At 61.9% G+C, this 18240-nt stretch carries 16 protein-coding genes and 1 tRNA gene; 13 read left to right on the top strand and 4 right to left on the bottom strand.

The features are described from left to right. Positions 1-116: 116 nt before the first annotated feature. Complete coding sequence (locus AC0L2V_RS05015) at positions 117-296, bottom strand: hypothetical protein (RefSeq protein ID WP_473519598.1); 180 nt, start codon at positions 294-296, stop codon at positions 117-119. Between the two features lie 684 nt (positions 297-980). Here AC0L2V_RS05015 and AC0L2V_RS05010 point away from each other — a divergent pair. Next, positions 981-1069, top strand: a tRNA-Leu gene (locus tag AC0L2V_RS05010). Positions 1070-1178: 109 nt separating this feature from the next. Here the strand turns inward: AC0L2V_RS05010 and AC0L2V_RS05005 are convergent. Further along, complete coding sequence (locus AC0L2V_RS05005) at positions 1179-1757, bottom strand: NUDIX domain-containing protein (RefSeq protein WP_287057529.1); 579 nt, start codon at positions 1755-1757, stop codon at positions 1179-1181. Between the two features lie 198 nt (positions 1758-1955). Here AC0L2V_RS05005 and AC0L2V_RS05000 point away from each other — a divergent pair, with 198 nt between their 5' ends. From AC0L2V_RS05000 to AC0L2V_RS04945, 12 genes are all read left to right on the top strand, one after another. Continuing rightward, the gene (locus AC0L2V_RS05000; RefSeq protein WP_473519597.1) at positions 1956-3059 is read left to right on the top strand and encodes an NADH:flavin oxidoreductase/NADH oxidase; all 1104 of its coding nucleotides are present in this window, start codon (positions 1956-1958) and stop codon (positions 3057-3059) included. 102 nt (positions 3060-3161) lie between these two features. Continuing rightward, positions 3162-3455, top strand: coding sequence for a DUF982 domain-containing protein (locus tag AC0L2V_RS04995; protein ID WP_473519596.1), 294 nt, complete (start codon positions 3162-3164; stop codon positions 3453-3455). Positions 3456-3486: 31 nt separating this feature from the next. Then, on the top strand, positions 3487-3726 hold the full coding sequence (locus tag AC0L2V_RS04990) for a DUF2188 domain-containing protein (RefSeq protein ID WP_023798198.1): 240 nt from the start codon (positions 3487-3489) through the stop codon (positions 3724-3726). Between the two features lie 291 nt (positions 3727-4017). Next, positions 4018-5106, top strand: a complete 1089-nt coding sequence (locus tag AC0L2V_RS04985) for an ABC transporter ATP-binding protein (RefSeq protein ID WP_091591319.1) — start codon at positions 4018-4020, stop codon at positions 5104-5106. A 38-nt stretch (positions 5107-5144) separates the two neighbouring features. Further along, entirely contained in the window at positions 5145-6470 is a 1326-nt protein-coding gene (locus AC0L2V_RS04980; protein WP_023798200.1) for an ABC transporter substrate-binding protein, read from the top strand. Between the two features lie 205 nt (positions 6471-6675). Further along, positions 6676-7527, top strand: coding sequence for a carbohydrate ABC transporter permease (locus AC0L2V_RS04975; RefSeq protein ID WP_413468443.1), 852 nt, complete (start codon positions 6676-6678; stop codon positions 7525-7527). A 1-nt stretch (position 7528) separates the two neighbouring features. Next, entirely contained in the window at positions 7529-8422 is an 894-nt protein-coding gene (locus AC0L2V_RS04970; protein ID WP_091591324.1) for a carbohydrate ABC transporter permease, read from the top strand. A 312-nt stretch (positions 8423-8734) separates the two neighbouring features. After that, positions 8735-9478, top strand: coding sequence for a competence/damage-inducible protein A (locus AC0L2V_RS04965; protein ID WP_473519595.1), 744 nt, complete (start codon positions 8735-8737; stop codon positions 9476-9478). Between the two features lie 216 nt (positions 9479-9694). Continuing rightward, on the top strand, positions 9695-10528 hold the full coding sequence (locus tag AC0L2V_RS04960) for a universal stress protein (protein WP_287248160.1): 834 nt from the start codon (positions 9695-9697) through the stop codon (positions 10526-10528). A gap of 146 nt (positions 10529-10674) precedes the next feature. Beyond that, entirely contained in the window at positions 10675-11175 is a 501-nt protein-coding gene (gene gpt, locus AC0L2V_RS04955) for a xanthine phosphoribosyltransferase (RefSeq protein ID WP_023798205.1), read from the top strand. 216 nt (positions 11176-11391) lie between these two features. Further along, positions 11392-11880, top strand: coding sequence for an NUDIX hydrolase (locus tag AC0L2V_RS04950; protein WP_236378210.1), 489 nt, complete (start codon positions 11392-11394; stop codon positions 11878-11880). 704 nt (positions 11881-12584) lie between these two features. Then, positions 12585-16367 (top strand): vitamin B12-dependent ribonucleotide reductase, encoded by a 3783-nt coding sequence (locus AC0L2V_RS04945; RefSeq protein WP_473519594.1) that lies wholly within the window; start codon positions 12585-12587, stop codon positions 16365-16367. A gap of 268 nt (positions 16368-16635) precedes the next feature. On the opposite strand, the gene AC0L2V_RS04940 is transcribed toward AC0L2V_RS04945, so the two are convergent. Both AC0L2V_RS04940 and AC0L2V_RS04935 read right to left on the bottom strand, forming a co-directional pair. Continuing rightward, positions 16636-17352, bottom strand: a complete 717-nt coding sequence (locus AC0L2V_RS04940) for a glycine-rich domain-containing protein (RefSeq protein ID WP_473519593.1) — start codon at positions 17350-17352, stop codon at positions 16636-16638. Between the two features lie 375 nt (positions 17353-17727). Continuing rightward, the gene (locus tag AC0L2V_RS04935; RefSeq protein ID WP_473519592.1) at positions 17728-18123 is read right to left on the bottom strand and encodes a lysozyme inhibitor LprI family protein; all 396 of its coding nucleotides are present in this window, start codon (positions 18121-18123) and stop codon (positions 17728-17730) included. Between the last annotated feature and the right edge of the window lie 117 nt (positions 18124-18240).

Here is an 18240-nt window from a genome sequence, read left to right as displayed (position 1 = left end):
GACCGAGCAGCAGCACACGATGCCATCCACAACAAAATGCCTCAACGGAAGGCGATTCCGTTAGCGGATCTTTCTTTGAATTGACGTTCGGGAGTTTCGATCAGGAAATCGGGCGCTCAAGTATCGCCCCGCAGTTCCCTGTCGCGGCAGTTGAGAAGCTCGACCAGATCGTCGGCCTCTTCGATCGGCATGTCGATCAACGGGACGCCGACCTCGACAACCGGCAGTCCCGTGAACACATCGATGATGTCCCATGTGCCTTCAGGTGTCTTCTCAATGTCATAGCGTTGAGTCATGGGTGGAGAAAATAGCGGGTACAGGAGAAGTCAGCGCGTTTTCTCGGTTATCGCTCGTTTGGGCTCCGGGAATGCGAAAACGGTTCCCGCCCGGCCTGATCAAGCGCCTCAAGTAATGGGACAAAGGTGCTGGGCAGTCGTGGGTCGACGGCAAGATTCAGCACGCCGTGCAAGTGCCGGCGATAGTCTTTGGAACGCAGCAATTGCCGTACCGCGTTGGCAACAGACTTCCCTTGTCCTGTGTCAAACTCTGCCATGTCAGGGGTTCCAGTAGCTTTAGCCCGAAACTCAGCCGCTCCGAAATGGTTCCGGGATGATTTTGATCAAGTTTGAATCAGTGGATGGCCCGTCGCTGCTGACCGGCCTGCAGCCGCCAATTCTCCAACGTCTGCGATTGGCCGAAAGCCGCCGCGCCTTCGTCATCCTAGCGACGCGGCGCAGACCCTGGGATCCATTCCGTGACATCCGCCGAAGAATGCAACGGCTCAGAATAAACGCGCTCCGTAGCGATCCTTCGCGCCCCCCTCTGTCCTGCCGGACATCCGGCAGGACAGAGGGGGGCGCCTCGCTCCGCCATTAAAAGGTTCTGCACCGCAGCAGCGCACCAAGTTTGCCCGTGCCAATCCTGCTGAGAAACCTTCGTGACACAGTGACCCGGCTGTGCCAAACAGGCCAACTGTGCCAGCGAGCGTGGAGAAACTGGTAAACTCAGCAGACTTAAAATCTGCCGCCACTACAATGGCTTACGGGTTCGATCCCCGTCGCTCGCACCACCTCACCTCGGACTTAAAATCCCTCGATCTCTGTTCGGGGTTCGATTCCCGTCGTCCGCACCAGCAACGCCGGCGCCACCGCGCTGGCGCATGCAGGTTCCGGCTTGGATCACACCCGGATCGGGTTCAGCTTCAGATGCTGGATCAGGATGATGGTCTTGGCGTCGATGATGCTGCCGTCGTGGATGCCGGCCAGCGCCTCGTCGAGCGGCATTTCCAAAACCTCGATGTCTTCGCCTTCGTCCGGCGCGCCGCCGCCATCGGAGATGCGGTCGGTCGGCGAATAGCGGGCGACGAAAAACCAGAGCCGCTCGGTCACGCTGCCGGGGCTCATGAAGGGCGAAAACAGCCGTTCGACGTCCTTCAGCCTATAGCCGAGTTCCTCTTCCGCCTCCTTGCGGATGCAGGTTTCGGGATCGTGTTCATCGAGCAGGCCGGCGCAGGCCTCGATCAGCGGCTCGCGGTGGCCGGTGGCGTAGGCCGCGTAGCGGAACTGCCGCACCAGCAGAACCGTCGAGCGCTCCGGGTCGTAAGGCAGGATCACCGCACCGTCGCCGCGATCGTAAGTCTGGCGGATCTGCGTCTCCCACTGCCCGTCGCGCCGGCGATAATCGAGGACGGTCTTTTTCAGGACTGCCCAGTCGTCGGAAAGGACTTCCTCCGAACGGATGCGAATGCGGTCTTCCATGGTGAACTCCGTGTTGCCGGCGAGGCGTAGCGGTGATCGGGCCCTCGCGCAATCCCGACAGCAGCTTGGCCGACGGTGCCTGCTGCGGAACGTTTGAGGTGCCCGGCAGGGGCAGACGGGCAGCGCTTCACCGCCTCGTGTATGGCGCAGGCGCAAACCATTGCCTAAATAGCGACAGCCCCTCCCCGGAGTTTCCTGATGACCCCTTCCCTTTTCCAGCCGATCACGCTTGACGGCCTCACCTTTCCCAACCGCATTGCGGTGGCGCCGATGTGCCAGTATTCCGCCGAAGACGGCTCGGCCAGCGACTGGCACCTGTATCACTGGATGAACCTGGCGATGTCCGGGGCCGGCATGGTCACCGTCGAGATGACCGACGTCGAGCGGCGCGGCCGCATCTCGCATGGCTGCCTCGGCCTTTATTCCGACGACAACGAGGCGGCCGCCCGGCGCGCGCTCGATGCGGCCAGGCGCGTTGCCGCTCCCGGCACCAGGTTCGGCACGCAGCTTGCCCATGCCGGCCGCAAGGCCTCCAACCAGAAACCTTGGGAAGGCGGCGGGCCGCTGAACGCCGATCAGGACCCGTGGCCGATCGTGTCGGCCTCGGCAATCGCCTACGACACGGGCTGGCAGGTGCCGCGGGCGCTGGAGGATGAGGAGATCCTGCAGATCATCGAACGCTTCGCCGAGGCGGCAAGGCGGGCCGAACGTGCCGGCTTCGATTTCATCGAATTGCACGCCGCGCACGGCTATCTGATCTTCCAGTTCCTGTCGCCGCTTTCCAACCAGCGCACCGACCGCTGGGGCGGCTCGCTGGAAAACCGAATGCGTTTTGTCGTCGAGATCGCCAAGGCGGTGAGAAAGGCAGTGCCCGGGCTGATGCTCGGGGCGCGTCTGTCGGTCAAGGAATGGGTCGATGGCGGCTTCGACGTCGCCGACGCAATCGAAGTGGCCAAGGCGCTGAAATCGGCTGATGTCGCCTATCTTTGCTGCTCGAGCGGCGGCAATTCGCCCCTGCAGAAGCTGCCGGCAGGTCGCGGCTACCAGGTGCATCTGGCGGAAGCCGTTCGCAACGGCGCCGGAATCCCGACACGGGCCGTCGGCCTGATCGACGATCCGAAGCAGGCCGAGGCGATCGTTGCCGAGGGCCGTGCCGACATGGTTGCCCTGGCCCGCGCCTTCCTCGCCGATCCGCGCTGGGCATGGCGCGCCGCCGCCACCTTCGGCGAAAAAATCCAGCCGGCGCCGCAGCTTGCCCGCTCGGTGACGACGATGCAGCACTGGATGAAGGCGGCCGGCTGACCGGCCCGATTGCGGGGCTGCCGCCGCAACGGCCGCTACCCCCCGAGACATTACGCACGCCGAGGGGCGTGCAACCAAATCGGCGGCTCCGCGTTGCCGGCGATGATGGACAGCAAGCCTTTTGAAAAGCCGGTCGTGGTCGAACTTGGCCATGTCGGCAAATACCGTGAGATCCGCAGCACCCAGGAAGCTGCGGAGTGCCTGATGACCGTCTGGCCGCTCAATCGCGGCCCGCGGCATCGCGATGCTCTCGACACTTGCCTAAAAGTGCTGGAAGGTTATCGTTCGACGGCGGATGCGCGCCGGGCATTGGTCGAGGCCGCCAAGGAATCGGACGTGCTGGTTCCCGACGAGAGATTGCCCCAAGGCGAACTGCCTCAAGGCAAACTGCATTGAGCAACCTGAGCTTTTTCCACTGGAGGATTTCATGGCAAAGCTGACCTACAAGATCGTCGAGCATGACGGGGGCTGGGCCTATAAGGTCGGCGAGACATTTTCGGAGACGTTCCCTACGCACGAGGATGCGCTGCGCGCCGCCGAGATCGCTTCGGCCGAACAGCAGGTCGCCGGCACCACCGACGGCATCCAGTACGAGGACGCCGAAGGCAAATGGCACGATGAACTCGCCGACGGCCGCGACCGGCCGCAAACCGAAGTTTCCGATTAGGCTGGTGTCGTAGCTGATGGCTTCTCGCACCTCCGGTTTCAAGGGCTGGGGCTGGGCAAATCATTCTCCTGCTGCGACCCTGGATATGGCGAACTCCAATCCCATTGGGGACAAACACGATCAGGCGCGGCGAAGAAGCGTGCTTGCCACGCAGCCGCTTTACAGGGCAGTCTGGTAGCGCTACCGTTTCATCATCGCGCGTGACCAGGGAGGAGCTTTGGGAACTGCCGCGGCCAGTCAGGAAAGCGGTTTCCTTCGAAGACGTCGCAGGAAGCATTCGGGAGGAAATCGATGGCGTCTGTCGCGATTGGCGATGTCTACAAATCATTCGGAACCGTCGAGATTCTCCACGGTGTCAGCGTCGATATAGAGGATGGCGAGTTCGTCACGCTGGTCGGGCCGTCGGGCTGCGGAAAATCGACCCTTCTCAGGATGATCGCCGGCCTGGAAAAGATTTCGCGCGGCCAGATCGCGATTGGCGAGCGCGTCGTCAACAACGTTGCGCCAAAAGAACGCGACGTCGCCATGGTGTTCCAGAACTACGCGCTCTACCCGCACATGACCGTCGCCGAGAACATGGCGTTCTCGCTGATGCTCAAGGGTGTTGCGAAAGCCGAAAGCGCTGCCAGCGTCAAGCGCGCCGCCGAAATCCTGGGGCTGGTGCCATTGCTGGAGCGCTATCCCAGGCAGCTTTCCGGCGGCCAGCGCCAGCGCGTCGCCATGGGCCGGGCGATCGTGCGCGATCCGGCGGTCTTCCTGTTCGACGAGCCGCTTTCCAATCTCGACGCCAAGCTCAGGGTGCAGATGCGCGCCGAGATCAAGGAACTGCACCAGCGCCTGAAGACCACGACGGTCTATGTCACCCACGACCAGATCGAGGCCATGACCATGGCCGACAAGATCGTCGTCATGCATGACGGCATCGTCGAGCAGATCGGGCCGCCATTGGAACTCTACGACCGGCCCAACAACCTTTTTGTCGCCAGCTTTATCGGCTCGCCCGCCATGAACATGCTGAGGGGCGAAATCGCTGTCGACGGCGGCTCACCGTCTTTTCGCGGCTCCGGGGGGATTTCCCTGCCGCTGGCCGCAGTGCCGTCGACCGGCAGTGGCGAGCAGGTGGTGCTGGGGATACGCCCCGAGCATCTGCGGCTATCCCAGGACGATGGCATTCCCGTCACCGTCGTGGTGGTCGAGCCGACCGGGTCGGAAGTGCAGCTCATCGGCCGGACGGCCGGCGGTGACGAGATCGTCGCCAATTTCCGCGAGCGCCATTCCTTCACGCCGGGCGAGACCGTACGGCTCACGGCCGAGCCGGGCCTCATCCATCTCTTTCATGGCGAAACCGGGCAGCGCTTCGAACTGCGCGCCCGGCAGTAGGAACCATAAGGCAAGACAATAAACAGGAGGAAACGAGCATGAAATTCACCAGACGTGACGTGATCCGCACGACTGCCGGCGTGGCGGCGGGAGCCTTGGGAAGCCGCTTCGTCGGCTCTTCCGCCTTTGCCCAGGAGGGGTTGACGTACAAGCCCGAAGACGGCGCAAAGCTGCGCATGCTGCGCTGGTCGCCGTTCGTTCAGGGCGATGAAGACCAATGGCTGGCCAACACCAAGCGGTTCACCGAGGCGACCGGCGTCGAGGTCCGTGTCGACAAGGAAAGCTGGGAGGACATTCGCCCCAAGGCGGCGGTTGCCGCCAATGTCGGCTCCGGCCCAGATCTGATGCTGGTCTGGTTCGACGACCCGCACCAGTACCCCGACAAGTTGCACGACGTGTCGGAACTGGGTGAGTATCTCGGCACGAAATATGGCGGCTGGCACGACGGACCAAAGCAGTATGCGACGCGGGAGGGAAAATTCCTCGGCCTGCCCCTGGCCACCATCGGCAATGCCATCGTCTATCGGGAAAGCTGGGTGAAGGAGGCTGGCTTCTCGGAATTTCCGAAGGACACGGCGGGCTTCCTCGAGCTTTGCAAGGCCTTGCAGGCGAAGGGCCATCCGGCCGGTTTCACACACGGCCATGGCGTCGGCGACGGCAACAACTATGCTCACTGGCTGCTGTGGAGCCATGGCGGCCAGATGGTCGACGAGAGCGGAAAGGTGACGATCAACAGCCCCGAGACGCTCAAGGCGATCGAATACGCCCAGGAACTCTACAAGACCTTCATCCCCGGCACCGAAAGCTGGCTCGACGTGAACAACAACCGCGCCTTCCTGGCCGGCGAACTGGGCGTCATCGCCAACGGCATTTCCGTGTATAACACGGCCAAGACCAACAAGGACAATGATCCGAAACTGGCTGAAATCGCCAAGGACATGCGCACGACCAGCCTGCCGATCGGCCCTGTCGGGAAATCGGTCGAGCTGTTCCAGGTGACCACGGCGGTGATCTTCGACTACACGCCCTATCCCAATGCGGCAAAAGCCTATCTGCAGTTCATGTTCGAGGAACAGCAAATGGCGGAATGGATCACCTCCTCGGCCGGCTATTGCTGCCAGACACTCAAGGCCTTCGACAACAATCCGGTGTGGACGGCCGACCCGAACAATGCCGCTTACGCCAAGGCCTCGGCGACGCTGCGTCCCAATGGCTATGCCGGGCCGCTCGGCTACGCCTCGGCTGCGACCATGGCCGACTATGTGCTGGTCGACATGTTCGCCAAGGCGGTGACGGGCCAGGCGACGCCGCAGGAGGCGGTGGAAGAGGCGGAGAAACGCGCCAACCGCTACTACCGCGTTTGATCGCAGCCGAGCCGGGCAGGCGCGACCGCGCTGCCCGGTCTGGTCCTGAAATCGCGTGGCGGCCTCTCAGGCCACCATGCCAGCAGACCGTATGAGGAGCCGTCCCATGGCCGTGTCGTCCGCTGCCGTTCAGCCGCGTCCGTCGATCCTGTCGCGGAGCCTGTCGCTCCTGGCCGACAGCCGGAACGCGCTTGGCTTCGGCTTCATGCTGCCGGCGGCAGCGCTGCTGCTGGTCTTCCTCACCTATCCGCTCGGGCTCGGCATCTGGCTCGGCTTCACCGATGCCCGCATCGGCCGCCCCGGTATTTTCATAGGCATCGAAAACTACCAATATCTGTCGGATGACGCCGTCTTCTGGCTCTCCGTATTCAACACCTTGCTCTACACGATAAGCGCGTCGATCCTGAAGTTCGCGCTCGGCCTCTGGCTGGCGCTTATCCTCAATCAGAACCTTCCCTTCAAATCGTTCTTCCGCGCGATCGTGCTGCTGCCGTGGGTGGTGCCGACGGTGCTGTCGGCAATCGCCTTCTGGTGGATCTACGATTCGCAGTTCTCGATCCTGTCCTGGGCACTTATGGAAATGGGCCTGATCGACCATCGCATCAATTTCCTCGGCGATCCTGTGAACGCGCGCGCTTCGGTCATCGCCGCCAATGTCTGGCGCGGCATTCCGTTCGTGGCGATCACGCTGCTGGCCGGCTTGCAGACCATACCCCAGTCGCTCTACGAGGCCGCCACGCTCGACGGCGCCAGTCGCTGGCAATTGTTCCGTTTTGTGACGCTGCCGCTGCTGACGCCGATCATCGCCATCACCATGACGTTTTCGGTGCTGTTCACCTTCACCGATTTCCAGCTGATCTATGTGCTGACCCGCGGCGGACCGGTCAATGCCACCCATTTGATGGCGACATTGTCGTTTCAGCGCGGCATTTCGGGAGGCCAGCTTGGCGAGGGCGCCGCCATCGCGGTCGCCATGATCCCGTTCCTGCTTGCGGCGATCCTGTTCAGCTATTTCGGCTTGCAACGCCGCAAATGGCAGCAAGGCGGCGGAGACTGACATGGCCACGATCAAAAAAACGAAACGTCCGGAACTCGACGAAGGCGGCATGGGCTACCTTCAGAGCCTGCCGCGGCGCGTGGTGACGGTCTATCTGCCGTTGCTGGTGTTCGTCATCGTGCTGTTGTTCCCGTTCTACTGGATGACGATCACGGCGATCAAACCCAACCTCGAGATGACCGACTACGCCAATTTCAATCCATTATGGGTCGTGCATCCGACCTTCGAGCACATCCGCTATCTCTTGTTCGATACGTCCTATCCGGGCTGGCTGCTCAACACGATCATCATCTCCACCGCCGCCACGTTCCTGTCGCTGCTGGCTGCGGTGTTCGCGGCCTATGCGATCGAACGGCTGCGGTTTTCCGGGGCGCGGCAGGTCGGGCTGGCGATCTTCCTCGCCTATCTCGTGCCGCCGTCGATCCTGTTCATCCCGCTGTCGGTGATGGTGTTCAACCTTGGGCTTTACGACACCCCGTTCGCGCTCATCCTCACCTACCCGACCTTCCTGGTGCCTTTCTGCACTTGGCTGCTGATGGGTTACTTCCGTTCGATCCCGTTCGAACTGGAGGAATGCGCGCTCATCGACGGGGCGAGCCGCTGGCAGATCCTCATGAAGATCGTGCTGCCGCTGTCGGTGCCCGGCCTGATTTCCGCCGGCATCTTCGCATTCACCCTGTCATGGAACGAATTCATCTATGCGCTGACGTTCATCCAGTCGTCCGAAAACAAGACTGTGCCGGTCGGGGTGCTGACGGAGCTTGTCCGCTCCGACGTCTACGAGTGGGGAGCGCTGATGGCCGGAGCCCTGATCGGCTCGCTGCCGGTGGTGGTGCTCTATTCGTTCTTCGTCGAGCACTACGTTTCCTCGATGACCGGAGCGGTGAAGGAATAGCGCCCTGCGGGGCGCCTTCTCCCTTCTCCCCCTTGTGGGAGAAGGTGGCCGAGCGAAGCTCGGTCGGATGAGGGGTGTTCCAGCTTGGCACCAACAGCACTCCGTCCAACACCCCTCAACCGTCTTGGCGCTGCGCGCCAATCCACCTTCTCCCACAAGAAGGGGAGAAGGAAGAAGAGGCGCATTGCCGCCAACCATCCGCCGCGTTATCTCAGGCGACCCTGTCTGCCCAGGCGACCCTGTCTGCCCAGGCGACCCTGTCTGCCTCAGGCGACCTGCCTGCCTAACGCGACCTTCTGCCGGAGCCTGCCAATGCCCGAAATCGTCACCGCCGCCATGCTCGTCATCGGCGACGAGATTCTGTCCGGCCGCACCAAGGACAAGAATATCGGCCACCTCGCCGACATCATGACGGCGATCGGCATCGACCTTAAGGAGGTGCGCATCGTTGCCGACGAGGAAGACGAGATCGTCGCCGCAGTGAACGCCCTGCGTGCCCGCTACACCTATGTCTTCACCACCGGCGGCATCGGCCCGACGCATGACGACATCACCGCGGATGCCATTGCCAAGGCGTTCGGCGTGCCCTGCGACTACGACGCCAAAGCCTATGCCATGCTGGAAGCGAGCTACGCGGCGCGCGGCATCGAATACACCGAGGCGCGCAAGCGCATGGCGCGGATGCCGCGCGGTGCCGACCATATCGACAATCCGGTGTCGATCGCGCCGGGCTTTCGCATCGGCAACGTCCATGTCATGGCCGGCGTGCCGGCGATTTTCCAGGCGATGCTCGACAATGTGGTGCCGACGCTGAAGGCCGGCACCAAAATGCTGTCGGCCACTGTGCACTGTCCGTTCGGCGAAGGCCTGGTCGGCGGACCGCTGGGCGACATCCAGAAGGCACACCCGGACACGATCATCGGCTCCTACCCGAAATATGGCGACGGCAAGTTCTGGACCGAGCTGGTCGTCCGTGCCCGCAGCCAGCAAGCGCTGGACGCCGCCCGCGCCGAGGTCGAAGCGATGGTCGCAGGCCTCACCAGCGCGGCCAGTTGATCTAAAGCGCGTCGCGTCAGAGACGATCCATGCGACGCGCTTTAACTTTCTTGTCTGTATGCACGGCGCGATCCCAAATCCGCTGCGCACCCTCGTGCCCAAAGTATGCTTTTGGGCGACATGCATTAGCCCGTATCCGGGTTAGCCGGAACCAAGCATGGTGCAGTGACGTTTCATGCGGGCGCGTTTCGATCGCCCGTGAATTGAGGGGTTACCATGCGATTCAAGACCATCGTCGCCATACTGCAGAACGAACAGGATGCGGAGCGCGTGCTCGAATGCGCCATTCCGCTTGCCGACAAGTTCGAGAGCCATCTCATCGGCATCCATGCCGAAGCGCTTCCCGTCCCCTACACCTCGGCCACCGGCTTTCCCGACACCGAGTTCCTGCAGGTCTCCGCCGACATGAACAAGGAGCGTGCTGAAAAATTGCGGGCGGTTTTCCTCAGGCATGTCGAAGAGTCCGGCCTTTCCTTCGAGTGGCGCAGCCTCGAGAGCTTTTCAGGAGACAGCGCGCTGACCGGCATCCCAACCGTGCGCACCGCGGACCTGATCATCGCCGCGCAGCGCGAGACGGGCGGCGATCCGAGCGCCGACGTCGACACGCTGGTCTATGACGCCGGCCGGCCGGTACTGGTCGTGCCGCACTCAGGCCCGCTCATCACCAGCTTCAAGCATGTGCTGCTCGCCTGGAACGGCAGCAAGGAGGCGGCGCGCGCCGCCTTCGACGCCCTGCCCTTCATCATCGAGGCCGAAAGAACCGATATTGTCGTCATCGACCCGCCGGATACGCTCGACGAGGCCCCGGAGGCGGCCGGCGCCGAAATCGCCGCCGCCCTGTCCAGGCATGGCGCCACGGTCAGCGTCTCGGTGCTGCAATCGGCCGGCCACTCGGTCGACGAGGTGATCCAGACCAGGGTTGCCGAAACTGGCGCCGACCTGCTCGTGCTCGGCGCCTACAGCCATTCCTGGCTGCGCCAGCTGCTGTTCGGCGGCGTCACCCGCACGGTGCTGCGCACCCTGCCGGTGGCAGCTTTCCTGTCGCGGTAAATCGACCAGCGGCAAGTCCACAGGCGGCAAGTCCACAGGGATCGCTTGCCGCCGCCCTTGCCAAGGCCAAGGCTTTCCAGTTATTTCCGCGCGCATTCCTTCAGGTGCCTGCGCGCGTTTTTCGCGCGCAGCGGAGTGTGCGAAAAATGTCCCTTCCCGAAAAGGCCTTTCCCGTCTCCTGGGATCAGTTCCACCGCGACGCGCGCGCGCTCGCCTGGCGGCTTGCCGGCGCCAACAAGGGCCAATGGAAGGCGATCGTCTGCATCACCCGCGGCGGCCTGGTGCCGGCCGCCATCATCTCGCGTGAACTCGGCATCCGGGTCATCGAGACGGTTTGCGTCGCCTCCTATCACGACTATGCCAGCCAGGGGCAGTTGCAGGTGCTGAAGGAGGTCACGCCGGCACTGCTCGCCGATGACGGGGCCGGCGTATTGATCATCGACGACCTCACCGACACCGGCAAGACCGCGGGCATCGTCCGCGCCATGATGCCCAAGGCGCATTTCGCCACCGTCTACGCCAAGCCGAAAGGCAGGCCGCTGGTCGACACCTTCGTCACCGAGGTCAGCCAGGACACCTGGATCTATTTTCCGTGGGACATGGGCTTCACCTACCAGAAGCCGATCGCCGACGACCACGCCGGCTGATTCGCGGCAGCTGCTTTTTCTCCTCCCGGAACATACCGGCGCGGCCTTCTTGCCGGCGCACTTCTTGAAAGAGTGCAGCGGCGCACGATATTCCTGAATCGACGTCTCGTGTGTGGTTAATTCGTGCGTATGAGGTTTTTTACTTTTATTGCTTATGATTAGCCGTAAGATTCACGAGACGGCAAGTGATTCTGGAGGCTGGGGCAAGCTTCTCCGATGTTGACGAGGCCAGTAACGCACAACCATTTGGCCGAAAGGGTCCAGCGGCTCTTCGGCACGGCGCCGTGCCGTTTGCAGGTTGCAGCATTGCCCTGGCGCGATACCGGGCATGGCGTTGAAATCATGCTGATCACCAGCCGCGATACCGGCCGCTGGGTGCTTCCCAAGGGCTGGCCTGAGGCCAAGGAACTGCTTTGCGAAGCGGCGGCGCGCGAGGCCGGCGAGGAAGCCGGGCTGCGCGGCACGGTCTCCCACCACGAAGCCGGCCGCTACTTCTATGCCAAGGCTTTGGCTTCCGGCGAGGAAGTGCCTTGCGAAGTCCTGGTGTTTCCGCTGCGGGTCGACAAGATCGCCGACCGGTGGAAGGAAAAGCGCTCGCGCACCCGCAAATGGGTCAGCCCAGCCGAGGCCGCGCGCATGGTCAACGAGCCGGACCTTGGCCAGATCATCGCCTACTTCTGTGCCGACCCGCACCAGTTCTCCTGAGCAAGCATAGCGGCCAAAGCCGCGCACCTGCCGCGCATCACCGGCGATGTTCTTGGCAAAGCGAATCGATTTGGCCACTCCAGCTTTGGGCATGCGCTGTCGGGCTGGCGGCCTGCACGTGATAAGAATCGAAAATCCTGCGGCCACTTCTATCCCCGTTATCCACATATGTGACACACAAGATGTTGGGGTCACAAAAGCTACGCAAACGAATCCTTGACGGCGCAAAACGAGTCGCCTTTTATAGGCCATGCGCTCCTGTTGAGAGCGCGACCGGAAAGTTTTGAGCCCGGTCTTTTTTCCCGGATTATGTGCGTTTGGCCGCATTTCCGCCCTGGCTACGGGGCCGGCGGAAGCGTCGGGATTTTGGGGTTTTTTGGGGACGAAAGGGAAAAATGTCGGACTGGAATAAATTGTCTGTTAATACTATATTTAGTGTTTGCAGGTAGGTTCGACGCTAGATAATGTGAAGTTCCCTCGATTGAGGGAGTCGCAAAAAAGTTTCAGTCTTGAGGGACCCGCAGGGTCCGTCGGCGCGTTGGACGGCTACTTCGCAAGGAGTTCGACCAGCAGGGCGGGCGGAGCCTCGTGAAAAGGAGCCGGCCGTTTTCGAACGCCGGCAGACGGCGGACATGCGCGTTTCGCAATGGGGGCAGAAATCCCCTGGGAAAGGCGCTATATCTAGACACAAAGGGATAGGACCAATGCGCATCGAGCGTCGTTTCACCAAGCAAGGGCTAGCAGGTCAAGAACGGGCGGCTTATGCGGAGATCGAATTCCGCAAGGCGCTTTCGGAGATCAAGAATCCGGATGGCTCGGTGGTGTTCCGCTTGGACAATATCGATGTGCCGGCGCAGTTCAGCCAGGTTGCCGCCGACATCCTGGCGCAGAAATATTTCCGCAAGGCCGGCGTGCCGGCACGGTTGAAGAAGGTCGAGGAGAATGACGTCCCCTCCTTCCTGTGGCGCTCCGTCGCCGACGAGGCCGAACTGGCAAAACTGCCCGAGGCTGAGCGCTACGGCTCCGAGACCGACGCCCGCCAGGTCTTCGACCGTCTTGCCGGCACCTGGACCTATTGGGGCTGGAAGGGCGGCTACTTCAAGTCGGAGGAAGACGCGCGCGCCTTCCGCGACGAGCTCGCCTACATGCTGGCCACCCAGCGCGTTGCGCCGAACTCGCCGCAATGGTTCAACACCGGCCTGCACTGGGCCTATGGCATCGACGGCCCGAGCCAGGGCCACTTCTATGTCGACCCGTTCACCGGCAAGCTGACCAAGTCGAAGTCTTCTTACGAGCATCCGCAGCCGCATGCCTGCTTCATCCAGGGCGTGCAGGACGATCTCGTCAACGAAGGCGGCATCATGGATTTGTGGGTGCGTGAAGCGCGCCTGTTCAAATACGGCTCCGGCACCGGCTCCAACTTCTCGTTCCTGCGCGGCGAGGGCGAAAAACTGTCCGGCGGCGGCCGTTCGTCCGGCCTGATGAGCTTCCTCAAGATCGGCGACCGCGCGGCGGGCGCCATCAAGTCGGGCGGCACGACGCGCCGCGCTGCAAAGATGGTCATCGTCGACGCCGACCATCCCGATATCGAGGAATTCATCGACTGGAAGGTCAATGAAGAGCAGAAGGTCGCCTCGCTGGTCACCGGCTCGAAGATCGTCAAGAAGCACCTCGAAGCGATCATGAAGGCCTGCATCAACTGCGAAGGCCAGGACGACGATTGCTTCGACCCGGCGATCAACACCGCGCTGAAGCGTGAAATCAAGCTGGCCAAGAAGGACGGGGTGCCGGAGAATTACATCTACCGCGTCATCCAGTTCGCCAGGCAGGGCTACACCTCGATGTCGTTCAAGACCTACGACACCGACTGGGATTCGGACGCCTACCTCACCGTTTCGGGCCAGAACTCCAACAATTCGGTCTCGCTGAAGGACGATTTCCTGCGCGCCGTGGAGCAGGACGGCGACTGGCACCTCACCGCCCGCAAGGACGGCAAGGTGCTGAAGACGCTGAAGGCCAGGGATCTGTGGGAAAAGATCGGCTATGCCGCCTGGGCGTCGGCCGACCCGGGCCTGCACTTCAACACGACGATGAACGACTGGCACACCTGCGCCGCCGCCGGTGCGATCCGGGCGTCCAACCCGTGCTCGGAATACATGTTCCTCGACGACACCGCCTGCAACCTGGCCTCGATCAACCTGCTGCCCTATCGCAACGCCGACGGCACCATCGACATCGCTGCCTACGAACACACGGTTCGGCTGTGGACCATGGTGCTGGAAATTTCCGTCATGATGGCGCAGTTCCCGTCGAAGGAGATCGCCAAGCTCTCCTACGAATACCGCACGCTCGGCCTCGGCTACGCCAATATTGGCGGCCTGCTGATGACATCGGGCATTCCCTATGATTCCGACGAGGGCCGCGCCATCTGCGCAGCGCTCACCGCCATCATGACCGGCACGGCCTATGCCACCTCGGCCGAAATGGCCGCCGAACTCGGCGCCTTCCCCGATTACGACCGCAATGCCCAGAACATGCTGCGTGTCATGCGCAACCATCGCCGCGCCGCCTATGGCGACAGGGACGGCTACGAGAAACTCGCCGTCAACCCGGTGCCGCTGGTCGCCTCCGACCTGAAGCAGCCGGAGCTTGCCGCCCATGCCAAGGCTGCCTGGGACCGCGCCATCGAGCTCGGCGAGGAGCATGGCTACCGCAATGCGCAGGCGACCGTGATCGCGCCGACCGGCACGATCGGCCTGGTCATGGATTGCGACACCACCGGCATCGAGCCCGATTTCGCACTGGTGAAATTCAAGAAGCTGGCCGGCGGCGGCTATTTCAAGATCATCAACCGCGCCGTCCCTGAAGCGCTGCGCACGCTCGGCTATTCGGAAAGCCAGATCGCCGAGATCGAGGCCTATGCGGTCGGCCACGGCAACCTCAACCAGGCGCCTGCCATCAACCCCGGCTCGCTTAGGGCAAAGGGTTTTACCGACGACAAGATCGCGGCACTTAACGCCGCGTTGAAGTCGGCCTTCGACATCAAGTTCGTCTTCAACCAGTGGACGCTGGGTGCCGACTGGGTGAAGGAGACGTTTGGCTTCATCGACGAGCAGCTCAACGATTTCTCGTTCGAGATGCTGCCGGCGCTCGGCTTCTCGAAGAAGGACATCGAGGCCGCCAACATCCATGTCTGCGGGGCGATGACTCTCGAGGGAGCACCATTTCTGAAAGACCAGCATCTGCCGGTGTTCGACTGCGCCAGCCCGTGCGGCAAGATCGGCAAGCGTTCACTGTCGATCAACAGCCACATCCAGATGATGGCGGCAGCGCAGCCCTTCATCTCCGGCGCCATTTCCAAGACCATCAACATGCCGAACGACGCGACGGTGGAAGACGCCAAGGGCGCCTACATGCTGTCGTGGAAGCTGGCGCTGAAGGCCAACGCGCTCTATCGCGACGGCTCGAAACTCTCGCAGCCGCTCAATGCCTCGCTGCTTGCCGACGTCGAAGACGACGAGGACGATGCCGTCGAGCAGCTGATCGCCGCACCTGCTTCACAGCGCGCCGTGCAGGTGACCGAAAAGATCGTCGAACGCGTCGTCGAACGCCTCTATCGCGACCGCGAAAAGCTGCCGAACCGTCGCAAGGGCTATACCCAGAAAGCGGTCGTCGGCGGCCACAAGGTCTATCTGCGCACCGGCGAATTCGACGACGGTCGCCTTGGCGAGATCTTCATCGACATGCACAAGGAAGGTGCGGCCTTCCGGGCGATGATGAACAACTTTGCCATCGCCATCTCGCTCGGCCTGCAATATGGCGTGCCGCTCGAGGAATATGTCGAAGCCTTCACCTTCACCAAATTCGAGCCGGCCGGCATGGTGCAGGGCAACGACGCGATCAAGAACGCCACGTCGATCCTCGACTACGTGTTCCGCGAGCTTGCCGTGTCCTATCTTGCCCGCCACGACCTCGCCCATGTCGACCAGTCGGACTTCGACAAGACCGCACTCGGCCGCGGCATCAACGAAGGCAAGGCGACACCGTTCTCGAAGGGCCTGACCCGCGGCGTCTCGCCGGTCAAGCTGGTATCGGGCATGGGTGCCGACCCCAAGGGGTTCGGCGGTTCAAGTCCCTCTCCCGCCCCCACTCGCTCGGCGCCGACGGCGTTCTCAGGCTCCAACGTGCTGGCGCTGAAGCCGGCCAGCGACGAAGCGATCGCCTATAAGCGAGACTACGAGGAGCGGGCGAAGGAACTGGTCGAGGATATCGTCTACGAGGAGGCAACCGACCCGACTGGGCTGTTCACCGACGAGGCCGCGAAAGAAGCGGCCGAGGCCAAGGCGCTTGCCGCTACAAGGCGTCAGCAATCCCTTATGCAGGGCTACACTGGCAACGAATGCTCCGAATGCCACAATTTTACGATGGTGCGGAACGGCACGTGCGAGAAGTGCGACACCTGTGGAAGTACAAGTGGATGCTCGTGATACTAATGCTACTTGCGAGGTGGACCTTAAGGAATGTCCCTAGACACCCGTTTGAGTCCTCCCGCGACTTAAGCTGAGTCCTTCCCCTGGGCGCTTCCCTCGCGCCCAGGGCTTCTATTTTGAAGAGAGCCGACGCGAGGCTCCGGCCTCGATCCGGCCTCAAAGCCCGCTAAGCGGGGGGAAGGCTGCATCACATAGGGGCGGCCATAGCAGACGTCAGGAGTCCGGAAGAATGGCAGGGGCAGCAGACATTCCTGCCCGAAACTGCTCATTCACCGCCGCCGCACCCGCCGCCGCAGCCATCACCGCCTCCCCCGCCGCCGCAGCCTCCGCTATTAGCGTTCCGTCTGTCTCTTCGCGGCCGCCCGACCGGAAGCAGGCGCGTAAGGGCGACGAATGCCGCCATTCCGACAATCAACATCCACGCGGACGAATTCCAATCGAGACTCCATCCTGCCCACAAAACGAAGAAGGCATAGAAGGCAGCGGTGCCGAGTTGGCTCTTCGTGACATATGGCAGCCGCGATGTCTCGACGGCCGTGCGTCGCTCGGCGTCCCCGAAGCGAATCTGTTCGCCCGGCCAGATGTCGGACGGCGGCATGGTGCCGAATTCTTCCTGATACCGTTCCTTCGTTCGCCTGTAGCAATCGTGGAATTTGGAGTTTTCAGCAGCACCGCCTTCGGTCGGTTCGTGATGGATATCCCTGCCCAGCACGCCACGGCAGAAATCGTCCCAGTAGCTGCGGGTGTACACGAGGTGCAGGTGCCAGGCTTCATCGACTTCCTGCGAAGGGGTCAGCATCTCGTCAGAGACGCACATCAGGTAGACGAATTTTTTATATTCTTCGACGACACGCTGCGCAAACTCCGGCGGCCAGCCATTTTCTCGGGCAAGCCTGGCCGAGAAGGGCAGATTGATGTCGGGTTGATCGAAATTGTAGCCTTCAATGCGATGCCAGAGATTGAGGTCGCTTGGTCCGCTCATCTGCCCTCTCATCGACGGTGGAACGACAATAACTATAGCACATTCTGTGGAGTGCACCGGCGGGGTACGTGTTTGCGTCTCTCTAGCTGCGCATCATTGTAATCGACCACTCCCCAACAGAGGGGCGGACAGTGAACCCAAGATTCGCGTCGCCCGCCGATACGGACGAGGGAAAACCAAGAGCCAAGACGATTGCCGCCGGCAGGGCGAATTTGTTGCGTCTGATGGTTTCCCTATTCGTTATCGAAATCACTGAATGACCATTGTTTTCAGTTCCTGAAGCCTTTGGTCGTAAACCGAGTTCAGGCACTCTTTGTTGGCTCCGCAGCCGTTGCGGTCTGTAAGCCAGATCTGTTGGACACCCAGGATGCGTTTTCAGAGTTCCGGCTCGACGTTGTCGCGAATCCAGAAATATATCGAGTTCATTGCTCGATCTTTCGCCCAGATGCTTTCGTCGTCGCACATTGCCAGTTCTGATGGCGTGGTAGCCTTTGAGCAGGCGTAGCTCGGACCATGGATGCCAGTCGGCTGCCCTTGACTTCTCAAATGAGCCTCCGTCTTGATGCACACCAGCAACGGCCCTTTCGTATTGATTTCAGCCTTCGCCTCTTCAAGCATGGCCGTCCAGATGCCGACCCACGCGTCGTTCCCGGCGATGGCCTGTCCTGTCTTGATTGCATCCATGTGGGCGCTCAACGACGTCGGCATCCATTTGAAGGTATCCGGCGCACCGGGATCGTAGAATGCCATAAGACACGAAGCGGTCAGCATAGACGTCAACCCGCCGCGCATGTCGCCAACGAAAACAGCCGCAGCGAAGATTCTGCGGCTGTTGTCGGATTGTCCGTCAGGCAGAAGTCGAGCGGCCGAAACGACCCCACCCCGATC

It is taken from the genome of Mesorhizobium sp. WSM4814 (assembly GCF_055811595.1).
This window is presented reverse-complemented; position numbering and strand designations above follow the sequence as displayed.